Raw genomic sequence first — 21,606 nt, 5'->3', positions numbered from 1 at the left:
AACTTGTACTGCATGTACTTATTATTAAAAAATTACCCTAAAAACTTAATCTAACATTATGTATTATTTAGCCCCTCTTTCAACCGCTAAGCATATATGTTTAACTTTCCCGGTTATACATTCATGTCTAAAACTTAGCGGCTGAAAGAAGAGCAAAAGCTCTTCCGAATTACAATGGATGCCCGTAAATCTGCTTATACATATATTGTAAAAGTGGTTTCCGCCATCATTTACCTAATTTAAAATACCATACAATCCTATATTCAACTATCTATTTTTTGTCCTTTATTACAGAACACTTTTCTCTCCTCACTACAAGCCCTGCATGTTAAAATACATATACCCTAATTAAATTTCTGCGAGGACGTAAAAACTCACTTGTCCTCCTACTCACTTCCAGAGCTACATGACTTGTCTTATACAGACCATGTAGCTCTCTTTTTTATAGCAAGCTATAGACTTATCTTGCACATTAGCATTGTGTGAGAACATACGAAAAAACTATAATTCTCCAATAACTTCATCCCTATTTTTTCTTTTCCTCTTTACATATAAAAATAACGATTACATTCCTATCACCATTATCTAAACTTCATAATATAATACTATGGATATAAATTACTTTCAAAGGATGAATAACTATGAAATTCAAAAAATTGCTCTTAACTGTCTTATGTTTCTCATTATTCCTAATTATACCCTCGATTAGTGTGAGCGCTCAAAAAGGACAACCTATCATTTCTGGTAAAAATACAACGAATCCCTCTGTCTCTACCTCTCCTTTCTTTCCATCCACCCTTCCGGGTTTCCTAAAACTGCACACACCATCACCGGCGAATCTTCCTCAACAACTTATCATCGTCCAAACTTCCGGCAACTATAATCAACAAGAAGCCACCAATATGATACAGCGTATTAGCAACATTGATAGCAAAACTCTATATGCTCTTTACCATAAAAATATTCGTATTAAACTCATTAACTTTCCAATCACTTATTTACCCGAATATTCTTATTTAAGAGGACAAATCCCTAGAGGCTGGGAAGGTACAGGCTATACCTGGGACTCTGTTCCAGGTATTGGCGGGAATCCTGTTGTTGCTCGTATAGGATATAGTAATTACGGTAATATGCATACTTCAATCAATCTTGAATTACACGAAACAGCTCACGCTATTGATCGTTATGTATTCCAAAACATTAGCTATTCACAAGAATTCTTAAGAATTCATAGTCGTGAATATAATTCCTTTTCCAACAGTTCCTATTACTACTATCCAGAGGAATATTTTGCTGAAGCCTATGCCTACTATTACTTGAATAGTTCTACCCATGAAACTTTAAAAACACGCGCTCCTTATACCTACGAGTTCATACAAAAACTACCTCTTCGTTTATAATTGTATCCATGCACATGTATTAGCGATACAACTCTTTTCCAAGTCATTCCTCCCACATCAAAGATTCCCTGTTTACTCTAAATAAAGAAATCAGATGACTGAGTAACATTCTTTTTGTAAACATAATTACTACACGAATTAGTATTTTTCTATATACAAAATAAAGAGCATCTTTCAAGATGCTCTTTCCATTCAACGGCTACATTCAATCTCGCACCATCGAAAACTGGTTTCGGATTTTAGATACCGTCATTATGAACCGTTTAGAATTTTAATACCAACATCGTGAGTTGTGTTTTCCGACACTTCCCACCATACAAATATAACACATTACTTCCAAAATAACCGACACATTTTCTGCCAAAAAGCGGCCACAACTATGCCATTGTTTTTCATAGTTCAAATTTTTCCACTGTATCTGTTACTTCTACTGGTACACCAAATATACTTTTTTTCATTTCTGTCATTTTCTTTTTAATAATCCAATGTGGATAATTCAATTCTTCTAAAATATTTCTAAAATAAGTTGGGTTCAACTTTAACATATCAGGATTTCTCCCCGTATTCCTTTTATATTTAATGATTACTTCTAATAGTTCTTCATTTAACATGAATCACAATTACCTCCCCTTACAGTTTATATTTATGTATATACACCATTCGATTTCTCGATACCTGCAGTTACCCATATCTTATATTGTGTGTAACTGACCCTTTCACCAAATCCCTTGGTATCATTGATTTCATTCTACTTTTTCTTTTGGGTTACACAGTACAAAATTTCTGAGTAACTGTATAGATTTAAATAGAAAAAAGCAATGATTAGATTTTAAACCTAGTCATCACTTTATCCATTGCATCTTAGTTTGCACCTATGTAACGTAGTGTAGACAAGTGATTGAATAGCTACATGAGAATGCCATGTTTTTCGTTTGCATGTCAATGTGATACTTGGACGTCTTTCTTAACGTATAGGATCCTATTTCATCTAATCCCAATTCTGCTGCCTTTTCACTTAGTATCTTATATGCCTTACTACGGCCGATTAGACGATCCCCCCTACTTACTTTTTAATAGAAACTATCATCTTCTCTGTTTTCATTGAAATATCGAAGCTCTCTCTTTAGCATCGCTGTAATCTGTATACGTTTCTGCATACCGGTCTTCATTTCACACATTGAGATATGATTACCTTTTAAATCTCCAACCTTTAGTTTTAAAATATCACTTATACGTAAACCCGTATTAATTCCCATTACAAACAAAATATAGTTACATGCATTCTTTTTCTTTAAATATTCTTTGATTTGTTGTATTTGCTCTGGATTACGTATAAACTGGACAAAATTCATAAGTCATCCCCCGCGTATTGCTTCTCTGTCTCATAAACTTCTAATCTAAGAGCAAAAGCAAGCTTATAGAAAGCTTTCGCTTTCATACGTCGATACGTACGCTCACTCATGCCAATTTCGTTATACACCATATAATCGCATACATCTTCATCTTCTAAATATCGTTTAACTATAATGTCCCTCTGATTGTTTCCAACTGAACTGTTTCCGAATCGACTTAATGCTTGTTCAACTCGAAATGCCATTTTTTCTAACCATTCTTCACGTTTTCTTTGTTGAATATTAGAAATCGCTACATCCTCTAACTGCTTGCCAACTGTATGTGTAGGACCATGCTCTCTCCTTTCATAAGAAGGAGTGACTTTCATTTCCTTACGCATCATTCCAAACTGCTTATATATACGTACACTTTCCAAAATACCTTCTAATTTCTCTTGTGTTGCTGCTCTATCGATTTTTGGTAAAAAAGATAATTGTATAGTCACGTAAGACCACTCCCTTTTATTTTTAAATTACTTTTGTCTGATTGCTCCACGTCTTCGTTCATAACAAGGTCTATACATCCCCATTAAACTCTCCATTTCACAAGTGCTAAAATTCTCTTTTGTTTAGTTTGTTTTTCCCATTCACGTCATTGACCTCTTAGTTCTTGAATTTTTTCCATCCCACTTACAAAAGAAAGAGGACACCATTTCTTAAAGCAGCTTGATTGCTGTTCTAAAAATCGGTGTCCTCTAGTTTTCGAGCCGGACTATATTCATTTCATGATGCTAGGCTATGTAAAAAGGTTTTACCAAGCTTTATCTAGTCTAACTTTCTCTTCCTTTTGTATAGCCTTTATACGACGAGCAATTGCTTTTTTTAATTGCTTTTTCTTCAAACTAGCCAAATTTTCCACCCTTCTCTTTAAATACCCTTAACAGCTATTTTGGATCGTTTTAATTAATTTAATACTATTCATTCAAAAATATAATATGTGAATTGTATCTATTCATTAATGCTTACACAAGGATTATTTTTAAACTCTCTTATATCCAATGAATAAAATTCAATATTTCGTTAATAATAGACATAGGCTCCATTTGTCACGAATCAACCTTACACTTAGCATCATTTTTTAATATAGGAGCCGAGCAGTTAGTTCATTGAGCTAGCTGCTTTATCATTTACAAAGTGCAAAATAGCGTTTTTGTTTAATTTCTCCCTTTTATCACATAAGTTTTAAATGTATCACCGTTACGGTTAAAAGATACAATATTTATACCATGATAATCTCTGTGCCACTGGAAAATTGGGTCTAATCCTCTATAGCCGATTTTACGCATTAATGAAATTTTATTATTAGCTAAATACTTAAAGTTCTTGTGATCCACTGTAAACATTCGGCTATTTCTTGTATGTCTCATTCTCTCCATCCACCCAAAAATAACGTTTTTATAAAAACTTTTCACCTTTTAATCAGACAAGCATATCTTATTGTGTAGGGCACTCCACAGTCCATACGTTCAAACCTTTTAGTCTAAGAGCACACTTATATGTGTGCTCTTTTTTTATTTACTTTCAAATAAAAATTTTATCTAAATTCATTCACTAACCTTATACTTTGACATACAATAATAGTGCCTTTCTGTATAATGTGAGTTCGTCACTTTCGTTATAATTAGGTATAAGGAGCGCTCTTTTAGCATTTAAATGCACTAATAAAGACCCTATATAAAACTGCACATACGTTAAAAAACATACATATACTAATCTGAATAGTCGTTACAGTACATTCACCTTCAGAGCGCTTTTCTCAAAAGGCTTTCTGTAATGTTCAAATAAAAATTTTATTAAAACTTTTCACCTTTTAACTGGACAAGCATATATTATTGTATGGAGGCATCCACTCATAGAAATCTACCTTTCTTGTTCAAGAGCACATATATTGTGCTCTTTTTTGTACCTAAATAAGGATTTTGTTAAAAATTAATTTCTTGCAATGTTTGCATTAGCCAAAAAAACAGCTTCTTCAAGTTTTGTTAAAGCTAATGATTTTTCACGACTATTCGGGTATGATCCATCTATCAAATTTGCGAATTGCAAAGCTTCATTTCTAATATCTACAAACTTCTCTGTTTGTCCCTCTTTCGGTGGATGATAAGTAAAAATTTTTTAAATTTGTTCTTTCATGATTTTTTAGCTCCTTTTCCAAAATTAAAATTCCTACTTACCTTTATTCTTTGATGACAGGCTCCATAATTCCAAGTAAGGCATACTATATTAAAAATTTACTCGTAAAAATCTGATTACGATCTTTTAGATTTCTACATCTCATAAGACATTCATCTACCGTACTAAGGGTGCATATAACATGCGCCTTTTATTTGTTGTTAAATAAGAATTTTGTTTAATTTCCATGAACCGTTTTATCCCATTTACATATAGTAACATCATCCAAGTGAATACCTAGATTGCTCTGGACCAGCCTCCTGGTGTTCCTTGTGTTCCTGTTACAAAAGAATCCGTTTAGCATCAGCGGGTTCTTTTATTTTTCTGTATAAAATCACTCTTTTATTGTGTTTTTAATTTACAGTACTGCTCTCAAAAAACATTCATATATATGTATTGAATGCAATTTGAGATCCCTCATATATCAAATATTTTTAAGAACTGACTCACCAACACAATTCAGTTTATCTTTACAAATGCATTAAAAATAAAATAGATACACAAAAAGGAGTTTGATTCTTTGTGAATGATCAACATAATAAGAACTCAAAAATTCACAAACCGTGTCCTTGCTCTTGTCCATCTCCCACAGCTAACAGTTTAAACGTTGTTCAGACTACTCCAACAATCGTTTCTGTAAATTCTGCAATTCCACTAGATACCGTGGTACATTCTAATGGCACGGCAATCTCATTCACACCACCAACAACTGTTTTGCTAGAAGGCGGAAGAACCTATTTAGCAATCTATGAAGTGCAAGTAATGATTCAACCCGGAGGCAATTTCGCAGGTATCACTATGTATCTTAATAATAATGCCCTAATTGGCTCAGGCACTTCTTTAGGATACACTGCAGGATATACCTCTGTATCAGCACCCGCCATTTTTACTACACCTTCAGGTATAACAAGTACACTGACTGTTCATGTAGGACCTTATTCTGATTCATTAAATACTTGGGGGTTAACTCTTGCTGTTGTAGCATTAACCTAATAAAACCTTATTCTCTCTATATTAATTTTTCTTTGTATTCTTGTTGGAATCTTTTTAACTCGTCTCTTAGAACTTTGATATAACTACATATAAAAAGAAAATTACTTGAATTGATAGAACTAGTGAATTAGCTAGAACAATTGCTGATTCATCTTTTTTTGTATAAAATTCAAATTGGGTTAATAACCACCAACAAGACGATTAAAGTTTTCTTGATTTTTTTCTTTATACGCTCTCACAACGTCATCCCATGTAAAACCTGCAAATTCAATAATTTTATAGAATGAATCCATCATCATTATTAAAGGTCTTTTTGCACCAATAGAGTCCTTGTATTCGGCTTTTCCAATAAGATGATTTACGTTCTTGTCCATATGGAAGAACGCTTTATTAAAACCGTTTATTTTAGTTTCTGTAATATAAATTGTTCGAAGCAGATTTTTGATTTTAAAGTCCATAGCAACCGACAACCAAAAATGTAAAATATCAACCATTTCTTCTAAAAATGTATCGTTAGGTTGCTCAAATTTTGTGGACCACATTTTAAAAGAATTTGTTGCATTCCAAGCTTCATTCACTTCATTTTTTAGCGCATAAACCTTGTTATACAGCATGTCATAGCGAACATAATTTTCTTTATGTTTTGCTATGATATCCTTATCTAAAACCCTTTGCATTTGGAATAGTTCCGTTAAATCAATAAATCGATTTTTCATGTAATTTCTCTCCTACTCTTGAAACTTATTTATTTGAACGCTTTCTTTTGTTAACCTTATCTACCAATCTGAAGACAATCATAACCACCAATACACATAATATTGAAACTACAAATCCCATGATTTAACCAGCCATATCTTCAGCAAAGAATAGAATTTCTAAATTTTCTATCGCAACCTCATATATTTGATGCGAGTTCATGATTTGTACAGTCGCTCTATCGGCTATTACGTGTAAAACACGAGATGTATACACATCATCAGTTACCACATCACCAGAACGATACTCATTCGGCCTCCGTCCCTTTTGAGCAAATACACGTCTTAAACTTTCTTTGTTGATCTCTTCTACTGTTGCGTATCTACATTTATTTGCATGATTGTAGCCCCAATCACCATGTATCGCTCCTTCACATCCCCATGTTCCCCATAACTCTACTTTGTTGTTAAATGTATCTTTAATCACTCGTTTCACTTGTGCAATAACTTTGTTATCCTTCAATTCGCATATAACCCATTGACCAGCAGTTACTTTCTTTTCATCAATCTGTAAATTCATTTTCTATCTCTCCTCTAATTAAAGATTTATGAATCCAAACTAATCAGCTATATAAGTTAACTTCCTGCGCTGCATCATTTCTTCTCTTGATGGAATAACCAACTTTGACCAAAGTGAAGCTTCTTTTGCCTTCTTTCCACATTCTGATCGTGTTAACACTGGAGTTGTTATGACTTCTTCTACAGTCCACTTCAAACGTTTAACTCTGTCACGTGCCGTACTATAACTAATACCATTTAATTCAGCTTGTTCCGCTTGTCCATCAGTTAACACTTTGTTTTTACATTTTGAATTGGCTTGTTCCGCCAATTTTAATGCTTGATACTTATCTATAGGTGGCTTACTGATTGCATCAATCTCCAACCTTTTTTTATTCTTGCTGTATAAGTTGAATGAGAGATACCATTTTTCAAAGCTATTTCTTTAATGTTTTTCCATCTATTTGCGTTATATCTTGATGGTTTTGTCATTGCAATTTCTTTGTCCCATCCCAAATTTCTAATCCTACGTGTCAGTAATTCATTACTAATTCCATTCTTTGCAGCCGCCTCATATTCTTCTGGAGTTATATAATAATCATATGGATTCTGCATGAGTATCTTCTCCTATTCAATTGTTAGTTAAGTTCTTGAATTTCTTTTAACGATCTATTCGAAACTTCAATACTACGAATCTTAAAACTATAATTCTTACGATATTTTTCACGAGTTTTTAACGCCGCTTCTTCTTTCGTTTCAGCTTCACAAAATTCTAATTTAAATCCTGATTCTGTAACAATATCCACCATGTATGTATCTATGAGTGGCTCGTAAATAAAATCATGATCTATTGTGATTTGTTCAGTCATTTGATTCACCTTCTATCGGTGAAAGCGTAATAATCATTTGTTGATCTAACACATTCCCTATCACAGCATTCATCCATAGGGTAGGATTCATTTTTCTCATTAAAAATTCGATGATTGTAATTAACTCTTCGGTAGATAAGAAAACAAATTCGCCTAAAGGTTCTTGATTGAACTTGCCTCCTCGTTTTTCAATCGTTAGAGCTACTTCGTTGTCAATCATGTATCTTTTTGCAGTTACTAAATCGAATTGACGGACTTTCTCGCGGCCGAATCCTGTTATTAATTCCTTTAGTACGTCATGAATGACACGAAAATCTAACACTTTTACTTTCTGTTCAAGCTGCTCTCTACACCGCTTGCATAAAGTCCTTTCCAAACCAGAAATATATATTTTACTCATATCAGACTCAGGAAAAGGATTTTCGCATTTATAACACTCTTCTCCAATTACATCTTCAAATGGATTTAACATGTAAATCGCTCCTATGATTTATATTTGTTTAGCACTTCTTGCAATCTCTCACGCTCTTCATCAATAGATTGCGAGTTTTGCTTTTCAATTTCTTTTTTAGTTGGCTCAACATCTTCACGTAACCAATCTGGAACAATTTCTTTTCTATTTGAACGACCTGGTCCCGAACTATTCAATCGCTTGTTCTTACTCATTTCAAAGCGTCTATCTAATGCAGCAACATCATCTAGTGTTTTTACTTTTTGTTTTTCCCAGCTTTTCAAAATAGCCTTAATATAATTCCATTTTGGTTTATTTTCATCAATGGCTTTGTGAGCAGCATGTTTAATTAATTCGCTACCAAATGAATCACAAAACTCTCCTAATTCCGTAATGGCAATTTCACTTAATGGAATGCCTTCATTTTTTAAAAAGTTATAACTGACCTTAAATTCTTCATCGACTAATACATGTGATTTCGATTCTTTATTATCATCATGATAATAATTAGTATTTTGTATATTATTAGTACTTAGTAAAGAATTAGTATTTAGTAGTCGGCATTTTTCCATAGGGTGGTTCGTCCACTCGGTGGTTTCACCATCATGTGGTTCATCCATAGGGTGGCTTTTCCACTCAGTGGTTTCACCACTAGGTGGTTTATCCACCCTATGGTTTTTGGTATCTATGGTTGGTAACTCATAAACAATGGTTTCCCAATGTGAAATTTTCCCTGTTTCTGAATTTTGGATTGGATATCTCTTCAAATACCCTGCCTTTTTCAACTCTTTTAGGGTACTTGTTGTTGTTTTCTCGCTATCCTTGGCATGTTGACTTAATTCAGTAGCATGAAATGTCCAATCATCCGGTAAAGAAAGCATGTAAGCCAATAACCCCTTTGCCCTCCAACTTAAATTTTCATCGCGCAAAGGCGTATTGTGTATAACCGAATAATTTGTATCCTTTTTCACTCGAAAAATACCCATATTTCCTACCTCTCCTATTTCCAAAACATCAATTAATTGTTATAATACGTATTATTATTTTTTCTTTAGGACCCGTTGCAGCGGGTTCTTCTCTTATGCATTCTTGCGAATTCTTTCAACTACTTCTTTTCTGCCACCAACCTTTTCAAGACGATCTGCTACACGAAAAACCTCTGCTCTTTCTGCTTCACAATCACTTTTCTGTTTCTTAAAAAACATAGCTGATAACTGCTTTGATATCTCTAAATCTCTTATACTTTGCTTCTGATAAGCGTTATGCAATTCAAGATACAAAGTTTTATTCCTTTCCTTATTTGCCTGGTTCATTTGTTTATATAACAGATGCAGATTTTGTATACACTCTCTACGCTCCTCTTCTAATTCCAAAGCCTTTTCTAGATGTTCCGAAAGAACTCGGCTTTCTATTCCCATTATCTAAAGCCTCCCTTTCTAAGCGATCACTTTCATCAAACTTTTGTTCAATGAAAGTACCACCTTTATAAACTCCATACGCAAGTATCACAATCCCTAATCCAAAGATACAGACATTCGTTGTACTTTCTACCGTTGTAATATCCATTAGGCTAAAACAAACACCTTTTTAGACTCAATTTCTTGCGCCAACGCTTCGTTTAAATACTCTTTAATGTTATTCATCGCTTCTAACTTCCAAGCCCCACCATCAGCTTCAAACAAACCACAACGTGCACCTTCACGCATTCTGAACACAAACTTACTTTCTGGTTGTTCCACTTCAACAAATGTTCTATGCGGGCTTAATTGCACTGGATTAGGTACTTTTGCATTCCCTCTACTCGCAACTCCTGTTTTCACTGTTACAGCTTGCGATACACCATCATCTCCAATTTCCTTAACATCATTTTCTACAACCGTACCTACTACCTGTAAAACAATGTCTCGATGATTGTTTTGTACAAAACCTGATTGCAATGCAATATTAAATTCTTCTCTGTCATAAAAGCTTCCAAAATTAAAACGTGGAATGGATGCTTGTGCTTCGATATAAGTACTTCTAGCCTTATCTCCATTAACCGCAGTAAAGCATCTTACCGTTGTTGGGTTTACAATATGAATCATTACAGCTTCTGTTGTGTCAAATTCTGATTTCACGTAACCTACTAAACCAGATAAACTACGAACAGTAATCTCTGCTGGTGTCGGTTCTTGCACAAGATGTAATCTTTGTGTTGAATAAGTTTGTTCCCCGATTTTATGTGTTTCAATCGTTCCAATCTCTAATACCTTTTCAATTGCTTCTCTTGTCATAGTCATTTTTATTTCCCCTTTTCTTAATTAGATTTACTTTTCATATAATCGATTACTACTGTTTGTTTATCAGCACCCTGATTTTGTTCCTTTTCTTCTACTTCTTCTACAGGTTGTCCAACATCTGTTTTCACATCACCCTGTAGATCCATATAAAACTGTCCCTGGATCCCGGAAGCTAACTCTTGACCAACTAAATTTCCGTTTTGATCCATATCTAATAGAATCTTAGACTCTACCGCTTCTGTTGGCGCTAGTTTCGAAGTGGCTTGAACTTGACAATTCCACACATCACGCTTTTTATCACCAGCAAACGAAAGGGTTAAAACAATCTTTCTTGCTTTTTTAGGATCAGTATTTAAATCTGCCATATTTTCCATTACGCGCTCAAACTCTTGATGAAATCTTTCAGCAAGTGCTCCATCAGCAAATGTATTTAAATCAATCATGACTTCCATTATTTCTCTCACCTAATCCTTCCTTCTTAAAATTCAACATCTACTTGAATATCAATGTTCATAGGTATTTCTTGCGTTACACGAATTGATTTTGGACTTACACCTTTTTGAATCAACTTTTTAACTTCTTCTTTTGCAGCTTCTTTTGTGTGAAACTCACTGATACCTGGAAAACCTGCGAAATTACTAGTAATCACTAAAATCTTTTGTTGCATGCTTGCTCCTCCTACTGAACTTCCACCATATTTATTTGTGTATTTGTAGCTGTAATTTCTTCTTCTAAAATGATTGGAAGTGAATATTCTTCATTAATGATTTGAATCGCTCTATCTAAATGATGACGTTTAATAGCTTTATAACTACTAATCCCAAACTCTCTATGTAATTGACTATAAATATCGCTATATACTTTTTTTCTAAGGCTAACATCCCGATAAGCATTAGATTCCTTACCACCTAATAGAAGAACACCTAATTTTCTTACAACCTTTGATACCTCATCACATTCGATAGCATATAAAGGGGCGTTTTCTCGTAAATCCTTCACATCGGATTTAATCTCCTGAATTTCCTGGGTATGTCCTTCTAAAGCTTGAAACGTTAACTTTAAAACTCCCATTGGATCTGTAGGTATTTTTTGTTGATTTTGTATATGTTGCTTCATTCGTTTAAACTCTTCAATAAACTTGATTTTCATTTGAACAGCTTCTTTTGTGTTATAACTCATTACAACTAATGTAAAAGCTTCTTCTGTCAGATCGATTTTAGGATAACGACGCCCTCTATTTTCATAAGTTCGCTCCTTAAAATTTAGGAGTGAAAATTCATAACCTGCATACTCCATTTGAGTTCTGATATCAGCCATAACATTGTCATGACGTTTATTGAATACTTCCGCAATCTTCAAGCTATCTGTAACAACTTTTCCGTTGTTTTCAAATACTAGTGCTTGTTCGTTTGCTACTGTTAATTGATTCATGTTACTTCCCCCCTCTACAAACTCGGAATAATTTTAGTTTTATTTATATTACGATGTACCAAATGCAATTCATGATTTACTTTTTTAAAAATCAACCAATTATCAGGATTTAGATTGTATAATTTAATATGCATTTTTTCTTTTTTTGCCGGCTTTTTACCATTTTTCATTAATACTAACCTCCTTATAATTCATCAAAATACTTATTAAGAAATTCTTTCATTTCCTTCGCTTTAAATAACCAACGATTATTTTTTTGTTTAGCAAAGATCTGTACTCTAGGATCACAAACAACATATTCCATTAACCAGTCATAACTTCTACTTGTTTCATATTGAAGTCTTTTCATATCCCACCAAGTACCAATTCCCATATCAGCTAAACGTTCATTAACTTGACGAGAAACTTCTTTTTGCAAGTAGTTATCATCGATAATGACTTGCACTGTTGCCGTCATTACTAGATCTCCTCACTTTCCAATATTCGATTTATTTTTTCTTTCACTTTTTTACCTTCTCTTTTACCGTGTAAAATATCAGAGAGATATGGACCAGAAACGTTAAGCATCTTTGCTAATTCTCCTTGCTTCATCCCATTAACAAATAGCCACATTTTCACTTTCTTACCAAACCTTTTATCCATATCCACACCTCCTTCTATACATTCAGCTAATTTTTTAGCTTTCTATTGACTATTTCTATCCGATTAGATAAAATTAAGGCATAGCTAAATAAACCAAATTAAATTACCTTTTAAACGTTGAGGGACGTGCTATAGAGGTTTAATTTGTAATGGTTTTGCGGCTAAATAATTAGCTTATGAACATAGTTTAATATCCAAACGGATAAAAGTCAATAATTTTCTATCCATTCAGATAATAAATGTTCTTAGCTTTATTAAGGGTGGCTCAAATGTCTACATTCAACATAATTAAAAGTCTTGCGGATAAAAAAGGAATATCGTTATCTGATTTAGCAAAACAACTAAACATGGGGGAAAATTCTCTATATAAGTGGAAGACACAAAAACCTGCTGTTGATAAGCTGCAATTGGTAGCAGATTATTTTGAGGTAAGTGTTGATTACCTACTAGGTAGAACTAACAAAGGGTACTGGGAACTTACAGAGAAAGATGAAAAAGATATACAAAAAAAGTTAGAAGAGTTAATAGAAGATATGAGTAAAGCTGATGCTCTTGCTTTTTCTAAAGACTCTGAACCTATGTCAGAGGAAACTAAACAATTATTAATTGTCTCATTAGAAAACTCTCTTAGATTAGGAAAACAAATGGCTAAAAAGAAATTTACACCAAAAAAATACAGAAACGAAGAGTGATTGGAGTGGATCTAGTTGGTTTCAAAACAACAAATCAATTTAAAAATAGACGAACTACTTAGACGATATAACACCAGAGATCCTTTCCTTATCGCTGAAGCAAAAGGTATAGTCATTATCACAGAAGCCTTAGGGGATATTTACGGATACTACCACAAAGTGTCTCGTATCCCTTTTATACATATTAACGAACGACTTTCATATCAAAATCAAATCTTCACTTGTTTTCATGAATTAGGTCATGCTTTATTTCATCCAGATGAAAATACACCTAAATTATCCAAGGTGTCTCTTTGTTCTGAAATTCGTATAGAAGCTGAAGCAAACTATTTTGCAACGAGATTTCTTATCGATGGAAGTCATCATGATTACTACATACAAACAAAGCAAGAATTATTACAGCATTATGGAATCCCTAAACAAATGGATAGATTTATTTAAAATCTATTATATATTTTTACACAAAAACAGAACAAACATTCTCATTATATATAGAATGGAGTGATTAAAATGGCTAGTTTTAGAAAACGTAATGATAAGTGGGAATATCGGATCAGGTATAAAGAAATGGGGAAATACAAAGAAACCTCCAAAGGTGGATTTAAAACAAAAAAAGAAGCTCAATTAGCTGCTGCTAAAATAGAAGAAAAATTAGTAAATGGGAGCAATATACAGGACGGTAAAATAACTTTTAATGAATACCTTTACGAATGGTTAAATGTCTTCAAAAAAGGAAATGTAGCTCCAAGAACTTACATGGTCTACGAAAAAAACATTAGACTTCACATCTTACCTGTGTTTGGAGAATTAAAGTTAAAAGATTTAACAAGAATTAAATATCAAAAATTTATAAATAACCTATTAGAAAAGTACAGTAAAAAAACGGTAGAAACAATTAATGTCACAATGCACCATGCGTTAGATACAGCTGTTAACGAACTTGGGATTTTAGAAAAAAACCCAACTACAAAAATTAAATTAAGAACAACTCGTGTTTCCTCAAAAAATGATGATATAAAATGCTACGATATAGATGAACTACACCAATTCTTAACTTACATCCTTAATGAGAAAGGAGGCTTTAAATACTTTTCTTTATTCATGTTTCTATCTCGCACAGGTCTCCGCATTGGTGAATGCTTAGCCCTTCAATGGGAAGATATTGATTTTGAAGAACAAAAATTATTCATCAACAAAACATTAATCACTACCAAGAGAAATGAAAAAATCTTATTCGGCCCACCTAAAAATAGAAGTAGTAAACGAACTATCTCTTTAGATTCTTCTACCATATCTCATTTAAGAAAAATGAAAATGGAGCAAAATAAAAACACTTTGAAGAACGGTAAATATTATAAAGAGTATAATTTTGTATTTACACATGAAGATAATTCTTGTATGCTACACCCAGCAACCCTAAAATTCTTACAGCAAGCTTGTAAGAAAGGAAATTTAAAGTACATTACCTTACACGGATTTAGACATACACATGCCGTTCACTTATTACAAAGTGGGGCAAACCTTAAATATGTTTCAGAACGTTTAGGGCATTCCTCTATAGACATGACTGCAAATGTGTATCTTCATATAACAAAATCTATAGAGGAAACTGCCGTAAACCAATATGACGAGTTTTTAAAATCTCGTGGGCAAATTGTGGGCAAGTAACTTTAACAATACGCTAAATTCACTTGTCACGATAGGTTTCAAACTTAGGTTTATAGAACGAACGATTATCAAGCGCAAAGACACGCTCTGTATATTCGCCTGGTTTTGTGCGTCCTAATGCGCGGTCCATCATGTTCATTTTTGCATCTAAGTTATCGATGTAATGCAGAATTTCTGCTTCTTTTACTAATGGTGGTTTTGGACTACCCCATTCTGCTTTTCCGTGGTGAGAAAGGACGATGTGTTGAAGAATTAATACTTCTTCTGCATCGATTTGCAATTCGTCTGCCGCTTTACCAATTTCGTTCACCATAATAGAAATGTGACCTAGTAAATTTCCTTCTAACGTATACGTTGTAGAAATTGGGCCAGATAATTCGATTACTTTACCAAGGTCATGTAAAATAACGCCTGCATACAGTAAGTCTTTATCTAACGATGGGTATAGATTTGAGATAGCTTTCGCTAAATCAAGCATCGATACGACGTGATAAGCTAGTCCAGATACGAACTCGTGATGGTTCTTTGTCGCTGCTGGATAGTCTAAAAATTCGTTTTGATGCTTATTTAATAAATGTCTTGTTAGACGTTGAATGTTCGGGTTTCTCATTTCAAATATGTATTGCGTAATTTTCTCAACCATATCTTCTTTTTTCACTGGTGCTTTTTCTACGAAGTCTGAGATGTCTGTTACTTCATTTTCATTCGCAACACGGATTTGTTTCACACGTAATTGAATACGTCCTTTGTAGTTTAAAATATCTCCAGCTACTTTCACGATTGTTTCCGCTACATATTGTTTCTCAACTTCTGGTGATACGTCCCACAATTTTGCTTCAATATCTCCACTTGGATCTTGTAAGATTACTGTTAAAAATGGCTTTCCATTGCTTGCGATACCTTTTGTCGCTGTTTTAATTAACAAGAAAATATCGACTTGTTCACCAACTTCATACTCTGCAATTTTCTTTTTCATTCGAATTCCTCCACCAAATCAGTTACTTTTAGTATAGCACACTACAACTCATTTTCTTTACGCATATGTGTTAATTTTATAATCTGTTTTTCTGTAAAATAAGCGAGTAAATGCGCATGACATGTAAAGAATATGACTTGTCTATCCTTTGCAATTTCCTTTATAAGTTCAATCGTTCGATTCGTCCTTACCGCATCAAAGTGCACGAAACTATCATCAATAATAAATGGGTAATCATGCTCAAATGTTTTTGCTAGTGCAAATCTCAGCGATAAATATAACTGCTCCGCTGTCGCTTGGCTTAGTTCATGACTGTAAAAACGCATACCATCGTTACGCTCTACAATAAACGGCTCTGACTCTGACGGTGAAAAGATTTTACTATATCGTCCGCCTGTTAAATAGACGAAATACTCTTCTGACTTTTGTAAAATACGAGGAAGATGTACTTCATGATAATATTGCTTCGTTTTCGTTAACACCGTTTTTGCGGCCGCATAAGCAGCCCACTTCTTCACTTGTTCACGCACTTGCGCTTTTTTCATTTCCCATTCATGCATTAAATCGCCGTACGTACTACCTTCTTCTAAATTCGCAATTTCCATACGATGTTTCGCAATACGCTCTGTCAGTTCTTTCTCTTGTGCCAGACAGTTTTGCACGACTGTTAGTTCTTGCTTTAATTTTCCGTCATAACCGTCAGCTTCGTAATGTTCAGCTAATGATAAACTCGTTAAACGCTGTTCTAACAGATCAATTTGCGGTAATAAACGCCCCACTTGTTTCTCTGCATCTTCACGTTTTTCCGCTAGTTTACCCGCTTCTAAAAACATCTCTTCATCTGTAGACGCTGCAATATGCCATAAACCATCTCGTTCTATTAGTAATTGCTTTAATTGTTCTTGCATAAACTCATATTCTTCTTGCCATTCCGCCAGTTTTTCTTTTAACTGCTTACAATTTTGGCGCTTCTCTTTCTCATTTTGCATACGGCTTTGTGCCTCGTGTAGCTTACTATACTCCGCACTACCGATAACAGTTTCTAGTTTATGTTCAAATTGCGAAATCATTTCATATAATGAAGATTTTCGCGTGCCTTGTTTCTCTAATTCACGATATAATTGCTGCATTTTTTCAATACGCTCAAACGCCGACAATATGTGTGCATACGTATAAAATTCAGGAAACATATAGCGCGCTTTATATGCATCGACTTGTTCTCCCGCCTGGAACGTTTCTCTCTCCCATTCCTCATACGATGAAACGACTTTATCATACGCTCGTTCCAACTGCTGTAACTTATAAGACTCGCGCTCAAATAATTTACGTATCTCTTCATCTTTTTCTAACTGATAGCGAACAGACATCGCTTCTTCACTTTGTCTCCCGCCGGCACTTTGCTGAAGTGTAAGGAGCTCTTCTTGTAATCCACTTGACGGATCTTTATATAAAATGAGGGCAAGAACAATCCCTACAAAAATAATGACACTAATAAATAAGAGCGGGCGATTGTCTATAAATAAGCTCGTGAATAAAACGACTGTGTTAATAAGAAGTAACAGAAGACAAACTCTTTGCCACTGCTTTTTCTTTTGCTTAGCTACTCCTGCTTTTTCCTCATACTTGCGCTTCATTCTCTCTGCGCCCATACCGATAAACGCCGCATCTTGGAACGCTTTCTCTTTCTCAACTAACTCATTTCTCTCTTCATCCACTAACATTTGTTTCTTAATCTGTCTTATATTTTCTTCTTGTTCTTCTAATTGCTCTTGCGCTACTTTAAAACGATCATCGAGCTGTGCTTTTTGCGTTTCTAATTCGCGCGCCTTTTGCACTGTTTGCGTAATTAACTCTTTCGTTGCCAAACTCATATCAAATGAAAGAACTGTTTCCTTTTCAAAAGTAGTACCAATTTGTTGTTCTAGTTCTGCGATTTCTTCTTTTATATTCGTAATATTCCCGCTCATATCACGCATTTCTTGGCGTGCATTTTCGTAAGACATATGCTGCATACGAAGTTCTTCTACATAACTTTCTTTTTGTAAAAACTCTTCATCTATTTGAATCGAGGCAATTTCCGATTGCACTGTCTCAATTTTCTTGTGGAGCGAATCAACTTGTAATTGAAGCGGCTCCATCTTCGCCTTCATTGCTTCATAACGCGCCATTCCGTTTACCGGAAACTGCCCGCTCTCGTTCTCTAACACTTTCTCATGCGCATGTTTTTCAATAACGAGTGGCTCAAGCGCTGCTAATATTTCATAATCTTGCTTTCGCTTTTCTGCACTCTCTTTCTCCACGCGAACAGAAGCAAGCTTCTCTTCACTTTCTTTTAACTGCTCTACTTGTTTTTCATACGTGCCAATTTTTCCTTGCCACTCTTTCATCTTCTCTTCAAGTTTCTTCATCTCTTGCAGTGACACGTTAATTTCTGGTTTACGCCCGCTCGGCTTAAAGCGCTGATCCATTTCTTTTTCTAGCTTTTTATCTAACTGCAATAGCGCATCACTTCCGACTGCACTTGCCGAAAATAAATAATTGCCAATATCCGCTTCGCCTAGCTGATGAATATTTTGAAGACCATGCATATCAAATGAAAAGACAGATTCAAATAAACTTTCATTCATCCCGCTTAATATATCGTTTAAAATTTCTTCTCCGCCCGTTTTCCCGTCTTCAAAATAAACGGTCACCTCGCCAGCTGCCGTCTTTGGCAATCGCTCAATTTTCAAACGACCGTACTGCTCTGTTTGCACAGTCATCGCGCCGCCATACTTCCCGCCTTCTTTCGGCTCATAACGGCGCTGTCCTCTCGTCGGAAAACCGAATAAAATACTTTTCATAAATGAGCGAATTGTCGATTTCCCCGCTTCATTTTCACCGTATAACACCATCAGCAATGAAAGATCCATTTCCACATTTTCTAATTTTCCGTACCCATAAATATGGAGTTTTTCAATTCTCATTTTTTATCCCTCTCTTGCTGGAATAATTGCTCTAAAATAATATTTTCTGCTTCCTTTTGAATCTCTTTCTTCTCTTCTTCTGTAAAAGATTCAATACTATTACGCGCTACAGGAGATGTCCAAATGGTGCGCAATACGCCGTCCATATTGCTAAAAGCTTCTAACTCCTTTAGCACACTACCGACGAAATGATTTTCCGCTTTCAAACGTTCGATTTCCGCAAAAGAAACCGTCTCATTTTTCCACTTCATCGCATATACAAAATCTTTTCGCTCTTCGCCAGATGCTAAAATGTGAAAAATCTCTTCCACGCGCTTTTCGTCACGCAAATAAGGTGAAAGTGGACCTTGTCCTGTGAATACGACAATTAATAGCGTACCTTCCTCTTCTCTTCGGCATTCATTCATCGCAGTAGATAGGCTCGTCATAAGTTCATCAACAGTTTCAAGTCTATCAATACAAACTTCGATTTCATCCCATACAACATCTGCCGTATGGAAAAATGAACACTGCGTTCCTTGTTTCGTAAGTTCAATAAGGTACGCACCCTTCTCGCCTGTTTCCTTACGATGACGACCTTGTATGTTCCCTGGATAAATCATATACGGCTCTTCTGATAAAATTTCACGTTTATGTATATGGCCAAGAGCCCAATAATCAAACTGTTTTTCTTTCAACTCACGAATTTGAAACGGTGCATAGCGATTATGCTCTGCATCTCCTTCCACACTTCCGTGAAGCATGCCAATATGAAAAGGCGCATCACTCATTTTCGTATACTGCGCTGTCATATTATCCGTTACCGCTTGCTGCAAATAACTAAAACCATAAATAGAAGCTAATAGCTCACCATTTTTATAAAATGATTTCTCTTCTACATAAGGCTCAGTAAATACATGAACATTTTCCGGAAACTCAATTGCTGCCCAGCTTCCCCCTAAATGATCATGGTTACCGTGAATAATAAAAACAGGGATATCGTACTGCGAAAGTCTCTTCATTTGCTCACGCACAAACACTTGCGCCCTCAAACTTCTCGTCTCCGCATCATACAAATCCCCAGCTAGTAATACGAAATCAACGCGCTCTTGAATCGCTTTATCAACAATACGCTCAAATGATTCAAACGTACTTTGCTTCATTCTCTCCCAAACAGACTGCCCAACATTCATCTCCATCCCTTTAAACGGACTATCCAAATGTAAATCAGCCGCATGTATAAACTTTACTTGTTTCACAAATAACGATCCTTTCTATCTTTCAAAAGTTTCATTTTATTAAAATTAAAATTGCTGAAAACTAATACTCATCGAGAATAAAAATATTCTCGATGAGTAAAGTTTCATTCTATTTTACCACGCAATGTCATATATTTCTTTGCATATTGTAGCGTTTTATGTCAAAATAATTATAAGATTCTGATTTTAATTATTGGAGGGAATTTTCATGGGAGTATACGTTCTAACAGTCTTTGAAAAAGATGGTTCAAAAGCATTAGACGAATCATTCGAGGCGGCAACTGAAAAAGAAGCAAAAGCAAAAGGTGAATCTATCTTACAAGAAAAAGGATTGTATGAAAAAACACATCGCTGTACATCTACTGCAGGTAAGCTCGTTTTATTCCAGCGCTAAAAAAAAGAAGCGTCATCCGCTTCTTTTTCACTCTACTATATCTTCGTCACACCACGTAAACACCACATCTAGAATGCGATTACCGATACGTACGCGTTTATTCCATTTTCCTGTTTGGATCTGATGTTGCAATTCAGCTTTCATCTTTTCCGTCCAGTCGTGAATCGTTTCACTACCGTCGTACGGATATACGCTCGGAAACTCTTTCTGCAGTAGATGCAAGCTCTCTGCATCAAAATGAAAATGGAAGAAGTAGTTTGCTGTAAGCGATGGTTCTTGCAATCGTAAAAAATGATCATCAATTTGCTTTCTATTTCTATAGAAAGTAAAGATATTCACTTTACCGCTAGTAATTTGGTCAATTTGAATTTCGTGCTTCTCTATAATCACGTCTTGTCCACCTCGTTGTATACTATCTTTAGTATATATGTCTTTTGCAACAAAGTTAACCATTTTCGCGCGAAATTCATTTCCTTCATTATAATTCCTGTACCTCCATATGCAATCAGGATAAATAAAAACAAAGTTGAAGGGGAGCGATCACATGTATTTCGGAAGCAAAGGTTGGTATGTAAAAGAACTTAAAAAATTAGGTATCCGTACTTATGAAGGTAAAAAACTAGAATCTTATCGTACGCATGTGTTGTCTAGTTTACTTGAGAGAATGAAGAGAGCTTCGGCTTAATAGAATAGCAAGAAGTAAACCTGAATATTGGTAAATGATAAAAAACACCTCCTAAATTCGCATACTAAGTATGCAAATTAAATGGAGGTGTTTTTATTAGTCTCAC

At 34.7% G+C, this 21,606-nt stretch carries 29 protein-coding genes and 2 pseudogenes; 7 read left to right on the top strand and 24 right to left on the bottom strand.

The genetic code is table 11. The features are described from left to right. Nucleotides 1–641 precede the first annotated feature (641 nt). Nucleotides 642–1,400, top strand: a complete 759-nt coding sequence (locus AC3WVZ_RS03600; RefSeq protein ID WP_233936032.1) for an anthrax toxin lethal factor-related metalloendopeptidase — start codon at nucleotides 642–644, stop codon at nucleotides 1,398–1,400. Nucleotides 1,401–1,792: 392 nt separating this feature from the next. Here the strand turns inward: AC3WVZ_RS03600 and AC3WVZ_RS03595 are convergent, their stop codons facing one another. The 6 genes and pseudogenes from AC3WVZ_RS03595 to AC3WVZ_RS03570 all read right to left on the bottom strand — a co-directional run bounded on the left by AC3WVZ_RS03595 (nucleotide 1,793) and on the right by AC3WVZ_RS03570 (nucleotide 4,903). Further along, a complete protein-coding gene (locus AC3WVZ_RS03595; RefSeq protein ID WP_065485648.1) occupies nucleotides 1,793–2,011 on the bottom strand; it encodes a hypothetical protein in 219 nt (72 codons plus the stop codon). Between the two features lie 250 nt (nucleotides 2,012–2,261). Next, nucleotides 2,262–2,752, bottom strand: a pseudogene (locus AC3WVZ_RS03590) (tyrosine-type recombinase/integrase). Beyond that, nucleotides 2,749–3,237 (bottom strand): ArpU family phage packaging/lysis transcriptional regulator, encoded by a 489-nt coding sequence (locus tag AC3WVZ_RS03585; RefSeq protein WP_065485652.1) that lies wholly within the window; start codon nucleotides 3,235–3,237, stop codon nucleotides 2,749–2,751. The pseudogene AC3WVZ_RS03590 and the gene AC3WVZ_RS03585 overlap by 4 nt, the downstream one beginning before the upstream one ends. A 305-nt stretch (nucleotides 3,238–3,542) precedes the next feature. Continuing rightward, nucleotides 3,543–3,641, bottom strand: coding sequence for a DUF3983 domain-containing protein (locus AC3WVZ_RS03580; RefSeq protein WP_425594301.1), 99 nt, complete (start codon nucleotides 3,639–3,641; stop codon nucleotides 3,543–3,545). Between the two features lie 304 nt (nucleotides 3,642–3,945). Beyond that, nucleotides 3,946–4,158 (bottom strand): hypothetical protein, encoded by a 213-nt coding sequence (locus tag AC3WVZ_RS03575; protein ID WP_065485654.1) that lies wholly within the window; start codon nucleotides 4,156–4,158, stop codon nucleotides 3,946–3,948. Between the two features lie 562 nt (nucleotides 4,159–4,720). Further along, nucleotides 4,721–4,903 (bottom strand): Acb2/Tad1 domain-containing protein, encoded by a 183-nt coding sequence (locus tag AC3WVZ_RS03570; RefSeq protein WP_419762053.1) that lies wholly within the window; start codon nucleotides 4,901–4,903, stop codon nucleotides 4,721–4,723. Between the two features lie 582 nt (nucleotides 4,904–5,485). Here AC3WVZ_RS03570 and AC3WVZ_RS03565 point away from each other — a divergent pair. Continuing rightward, nucleotides 5,486–5,956, top strand: coding sequence for a hypothetical protein (locus AC3WVZ_RS03565; RefSeq protein WP_069355126.1), 471 nt, complete (start codon nucleotides 5,486–5,488; stop codon nucleotides 5,954–5,956). Nucleotides 5,957–6,135: 179 nt separating this feature from the next. On the opposite strand, the gene AC3WVZ_RS03560 is transcribed toward AC3WVZ_RS03565, so the two are convergent. The 14 genes and pseudogenes from AC3WVZ_RS03560 to AC3WVZ_RS03495 form a co-directional block, all read right to left on the bottom strand. After that, the gene (locus AC3WVZ_RS03560; RefSeq protein ID WP_065485656.1) at nucleotides 6,136–6,672 is read right to left on the bottom strand and encodes a dUTP diphosphatase; all 537 of its coding nucleotides are present in this window, start codon (nucleotides 6,670–6,672) and stop codon (nucleotides 6,136–6,138) included. A 124-nt stretch (nucleotides 6,673–6,796) separates the two neighbouring features. After that, nucleotides 6,797–7,231, bottom strand: coding sequence for a hypothetical protein (locus AC3WVZ_RS03555; protein WP_069355125.1), 435 nt, complete (start codon nucleotides 7,229–7,231; stop codon nucleotides 6,797–6,799). A 39-nt stretch (nucleotides 7,232–7,270) separates the two neighbouring features. Further along, a pseudogene (locus AC3WVZ_RS03550) lies at nucleotides 7,271–7,824 on the bottom strand (hypothetical protein). Between the two features lie 23 nt (nucleotides 7,825–7,847). Further along, nucleotides 7,848–8,078: a hypothetical protein gene (locus AC3WVZ_RS03545; protein WP_065485659.1), complete on the bottom strand. Its 231-nt coding sequence runs from the start codon at nucleotides 8,076–8,078 to the stop codon at nucleotides 7,848–7,850. Continuing rightward, nucleotides 8,071–8,550, bottom strand: coding sequence for a hypothetical protein (locus AC3WVZ_RS03540; protein WP_196477848.1), 480 nt, complete (start codon nucleotides 8,548–8,550; stop codon nucleotides 8,071–8,073). Before AC3WVZ_RS03540 ends, AC3WVZ_RS03545 begins: the two co-directional genes overlap by 8 nt. An 11-nt stretch (nucleotides 8,551–8,561) precedes the next feature. After that, a complete protein-coding gene (locus tag AC3WVZ_RS03535; protein ID WP_086387933.1) occupies nucleotides 8,562–9,515 on the bottom strand; it encodes a DnaD domain protein in 954 nt (317 codons plus the stop codon). 93 nt (nucleotides 9,516–9,608) lie between these two features. Then, the gene (locus tag AC3WVZ_RS03530) at nucleotides 9,609–9,947 is read right to left on the bottom strand and encodes a hypothetical protein (protein WP_233936031.1); all 339 of its coding nucleotides are present in this window, start codon (nucleotides 9,945–9,947) and stop codon (nucleotides 9,609–9,611) included. A gap of 147 nt (nucleotides 9,948–10,094) precedes the next feature. Beyond that, the gene (locus AC3WVZ_RS03525) at nucleotides 10,095–10,808 is read right to left on the bottom strand and encodes a hypothetical protein (RefSeq protein WP_113732850.1); all 714 of its coding nucleotides are present in this window, start codon (nucleotides 10,806–10,808) and stop codon (nucleotides 10,095–10,097) included. Nucleotides 10,809–10,825: 17 nt separating this feature from the next. Then, entirely contained in the window at nucleotides 10,826–11,260 is a 435-nt protein-coding gene (locus AC3WVZ_RS03520) for a replication terminator protein (RefSeq protein ID WP_069355121.1), read from the bottom strand. A 26-nt stretch (nucleotides 11,261–11,286) separates the two neighbouring features. Continuing rightward, nucleotides 11,287–11,475, bottom strand: coding sequence for a hypothetical protein (locus AC3WVZ_RS03515; protein WP_001186272.1), 189 nt, complete (start codon nucleotides 11,473–11,475; stop codon nucleotides 11,287–11,289). Between the two features lie 11 nt (nucleotides 11,476–11,486). Beyond that, complete coding sequence (locus AC3WVZ_RS03510) at nucleotides 11,487–12,239, bottom strand: Rha family transcriptional regulator (RefSeq protein WP_233936029.1); 753 nt, start codon at nucleotides 12,237–12,239, stop codon at nucleotides 11,487–11,489. 14 nt (nucleotides 12,240–12,253) lie between these two features. After that, a complete protein-coding gene (locus AC3WVZ_RS03505; RefSeq protein ID WP_233936027.1) occupies nucleotides 12,254–12,409 on the bottom strand; it encodes a DUF6906 family protein in 156 nt (51 codons plus the stop codon). A gap of 14 nt (nucleotides 12,410–12,423) precedes the next feature. Continuing rightward, nucleotides 12,424–12,696 (bottom strand): DUF771 domain-containing protein, encoded by a 273-nt coding sequence (locus AC3WVZ_RS03500; protein WP_000127561.1) that lies wholly within the window; start codon nucleotides 12,694–12,696, stop codon nucleotides 12,424–12,426. A 2-nt stretch (nucleotides 12,697–12,698) separates the two neighbouring features. Continuing rightward, nucleotides 12,699–12,881 (bottom strand): helix-turn-helix domain-containing protein, encoded by a 183-nt coding sequence (locus AC3WVZ_RS03495; RefSeq protein WP_000361154.1) that lies wholly within the window; start codon nucleotides 12,879–12,881, stop codon nucleotides 12,699–12,701. 269 nt (nucleotides 12,882–13,150) lie between these two features. Here AC3WVZ_RS03495 and AC3WVZ_RS03490 point away from each other — a divergent pair, with 269 nt between their 5' ends. From AC3WVZ_RS03490 to AC3WVZ_RS03480, 3 genes are all read left to right on the top strand, one after another. Continuing rightward, nucleotides 13,151–13,573, top strand: coding sequence for a helix-turn-helix domain-containing protein (locus tag AC3WVZ_RS03490; protein WP_233936026.1), 423 nt, complete (start codon nucleotides 13,151–13,153; stop codon nucleotides 13,571–13,573). Between the two features lie 15 nt (nucleotides 13,574–13,588). Next, a complete protein-coding gene (locus tag AC3WVZ_RS03485) occupies nucleotides 13,589–14,014 on the top strand; it encodes an ImmA/IrrE family metallo-endopeptidase (RefSeq protein ID WP_069355118.1) in 426 nt (141 codons plus the stop codon). A 69-nt stretch (nucleotides 14,015–14,083) separates the two neighbouring features. Further along, nucleotides 14,084–15,241: a site-specific integrase gene (locus AC3WVZ_RS03480; RefSeq protein WP_000135923.1), complete on the top strand. Its 1,158-nt coding sequence runs from the start codon at nucleotides 14,084–14,086 to the stop codon at nucleotides 15,239–15,241. Between the two features lie 19 nt (nucleotides 15,242–15,260). On the opposite strand, the gene yhaM is transcribed toward AC3WVZ_RS03480, so the two are convergent. The 3 genes from yhaM to AC3WVZ_RS03465 are packed head-to-tail and all read right to left on the bottom strand — an operon-like array spanning nucleotide 15,261 to nucleotide 20,421. Continuing rightward, the gene (gene yhaM / locus AC3WVZ_RS03475) at nucleotides 15,261–16,217 is read right to left on the bottom strand and encodes a 3'-5' exoribonuclease YhaM (protein WP_000726636.1); all 957 of its coding nucleotides are present in this window, start codon (nucleotides 16,215–16,217) and stop codon (nucleotides 15,261–15,263) included. Between the two features lie 41 nt (nucleotides 16,218–16,258). Next, nucleotides 16,259–19,183, bottom strand: a complete 2,925-nt coding sequence (locus AC3WVZ_RS03470; RefSeq protein WP_233936024.1) for an ATP-binding protein — start codon at nucleotides 19,181–19,183, stop codon at nucleotides 16,259–16,261. Further along, nucleotides 19,180–20,421, bottom strand: coding sequence for a metallophosphoesterase family protein (locus AC3WVZ_RS03465; protein ID WP_233936023.1), 1,242 nt, complete (start codon nucleotides 20,419–20,421; stop codon nucleotides 19,180–19,182). Before AC3WVZ_RS03465 ends, AC3WVZ_RS03470 begins: the two co-directional genes overlap by 4 nt. Before the next feature lie 208 nt (nucleotides 20,422–20,629). Between AC3WVZ_RS03465 and AC3WVZ_RS03460 the strand changes: the two genes are divergently transcribed. Further along, nucleotides 20,630–20,815 (top strand): YhzD family protein, encoded by a 186-nt coding sequence (locus tag AC3WVZ_RS03460; RefSeq protein WP_000539552.1) that lies wholly within the window; start codon nucleotides 20,630–20,632, stop codon nucleotides 20,813–20,815. A 27-nt stretch (nucleotides 20,816–20,842) separates the two neighbouring features. Here the strand turns inward: AC3WVZ_RS03460 and AC3WVZ_RS03455 are convergent, their stop codons facing one another. Continuing rightward, nucleotides 20,843–21,205, bottom strand: coding sequence for a hypothetical protein (locus tag AC3WVZ_RS03455; protein ID WP_000582785.1), 363 nt, complete (start codon nucleotides 21,203–21,205; stop codon nucleotides 20,843–20,845). 154 nt (nucleotides 21,206–21,359) lie between these two features. Here AC3WVZ_RS03455 and AC3WVZ_RS03450 point away from each other — a divergent pair, with 154 nt between their 5' ends. Beyond that, nucleotides 21,360–21,500: a YflJ family protein gene (locus tag AC3WVZ_RS03450; RefSeq protein WP_000273537.1), complete on the top strand. Its 141-nt coding sequence runs from the start codon at nucleotides 21,360–21,362 to the stop codon at nucleotides 21,498–21,500. Nucleotides 21,501–21,606: the final 106 nt, after the last annotated feature.

Source organism: Bacillus sp. CPT56D-587-MTF, from assembly GCF_058792335.1.
This window is presented reverse-complemented; position numbering and strand designations above follow the sequence as displayed.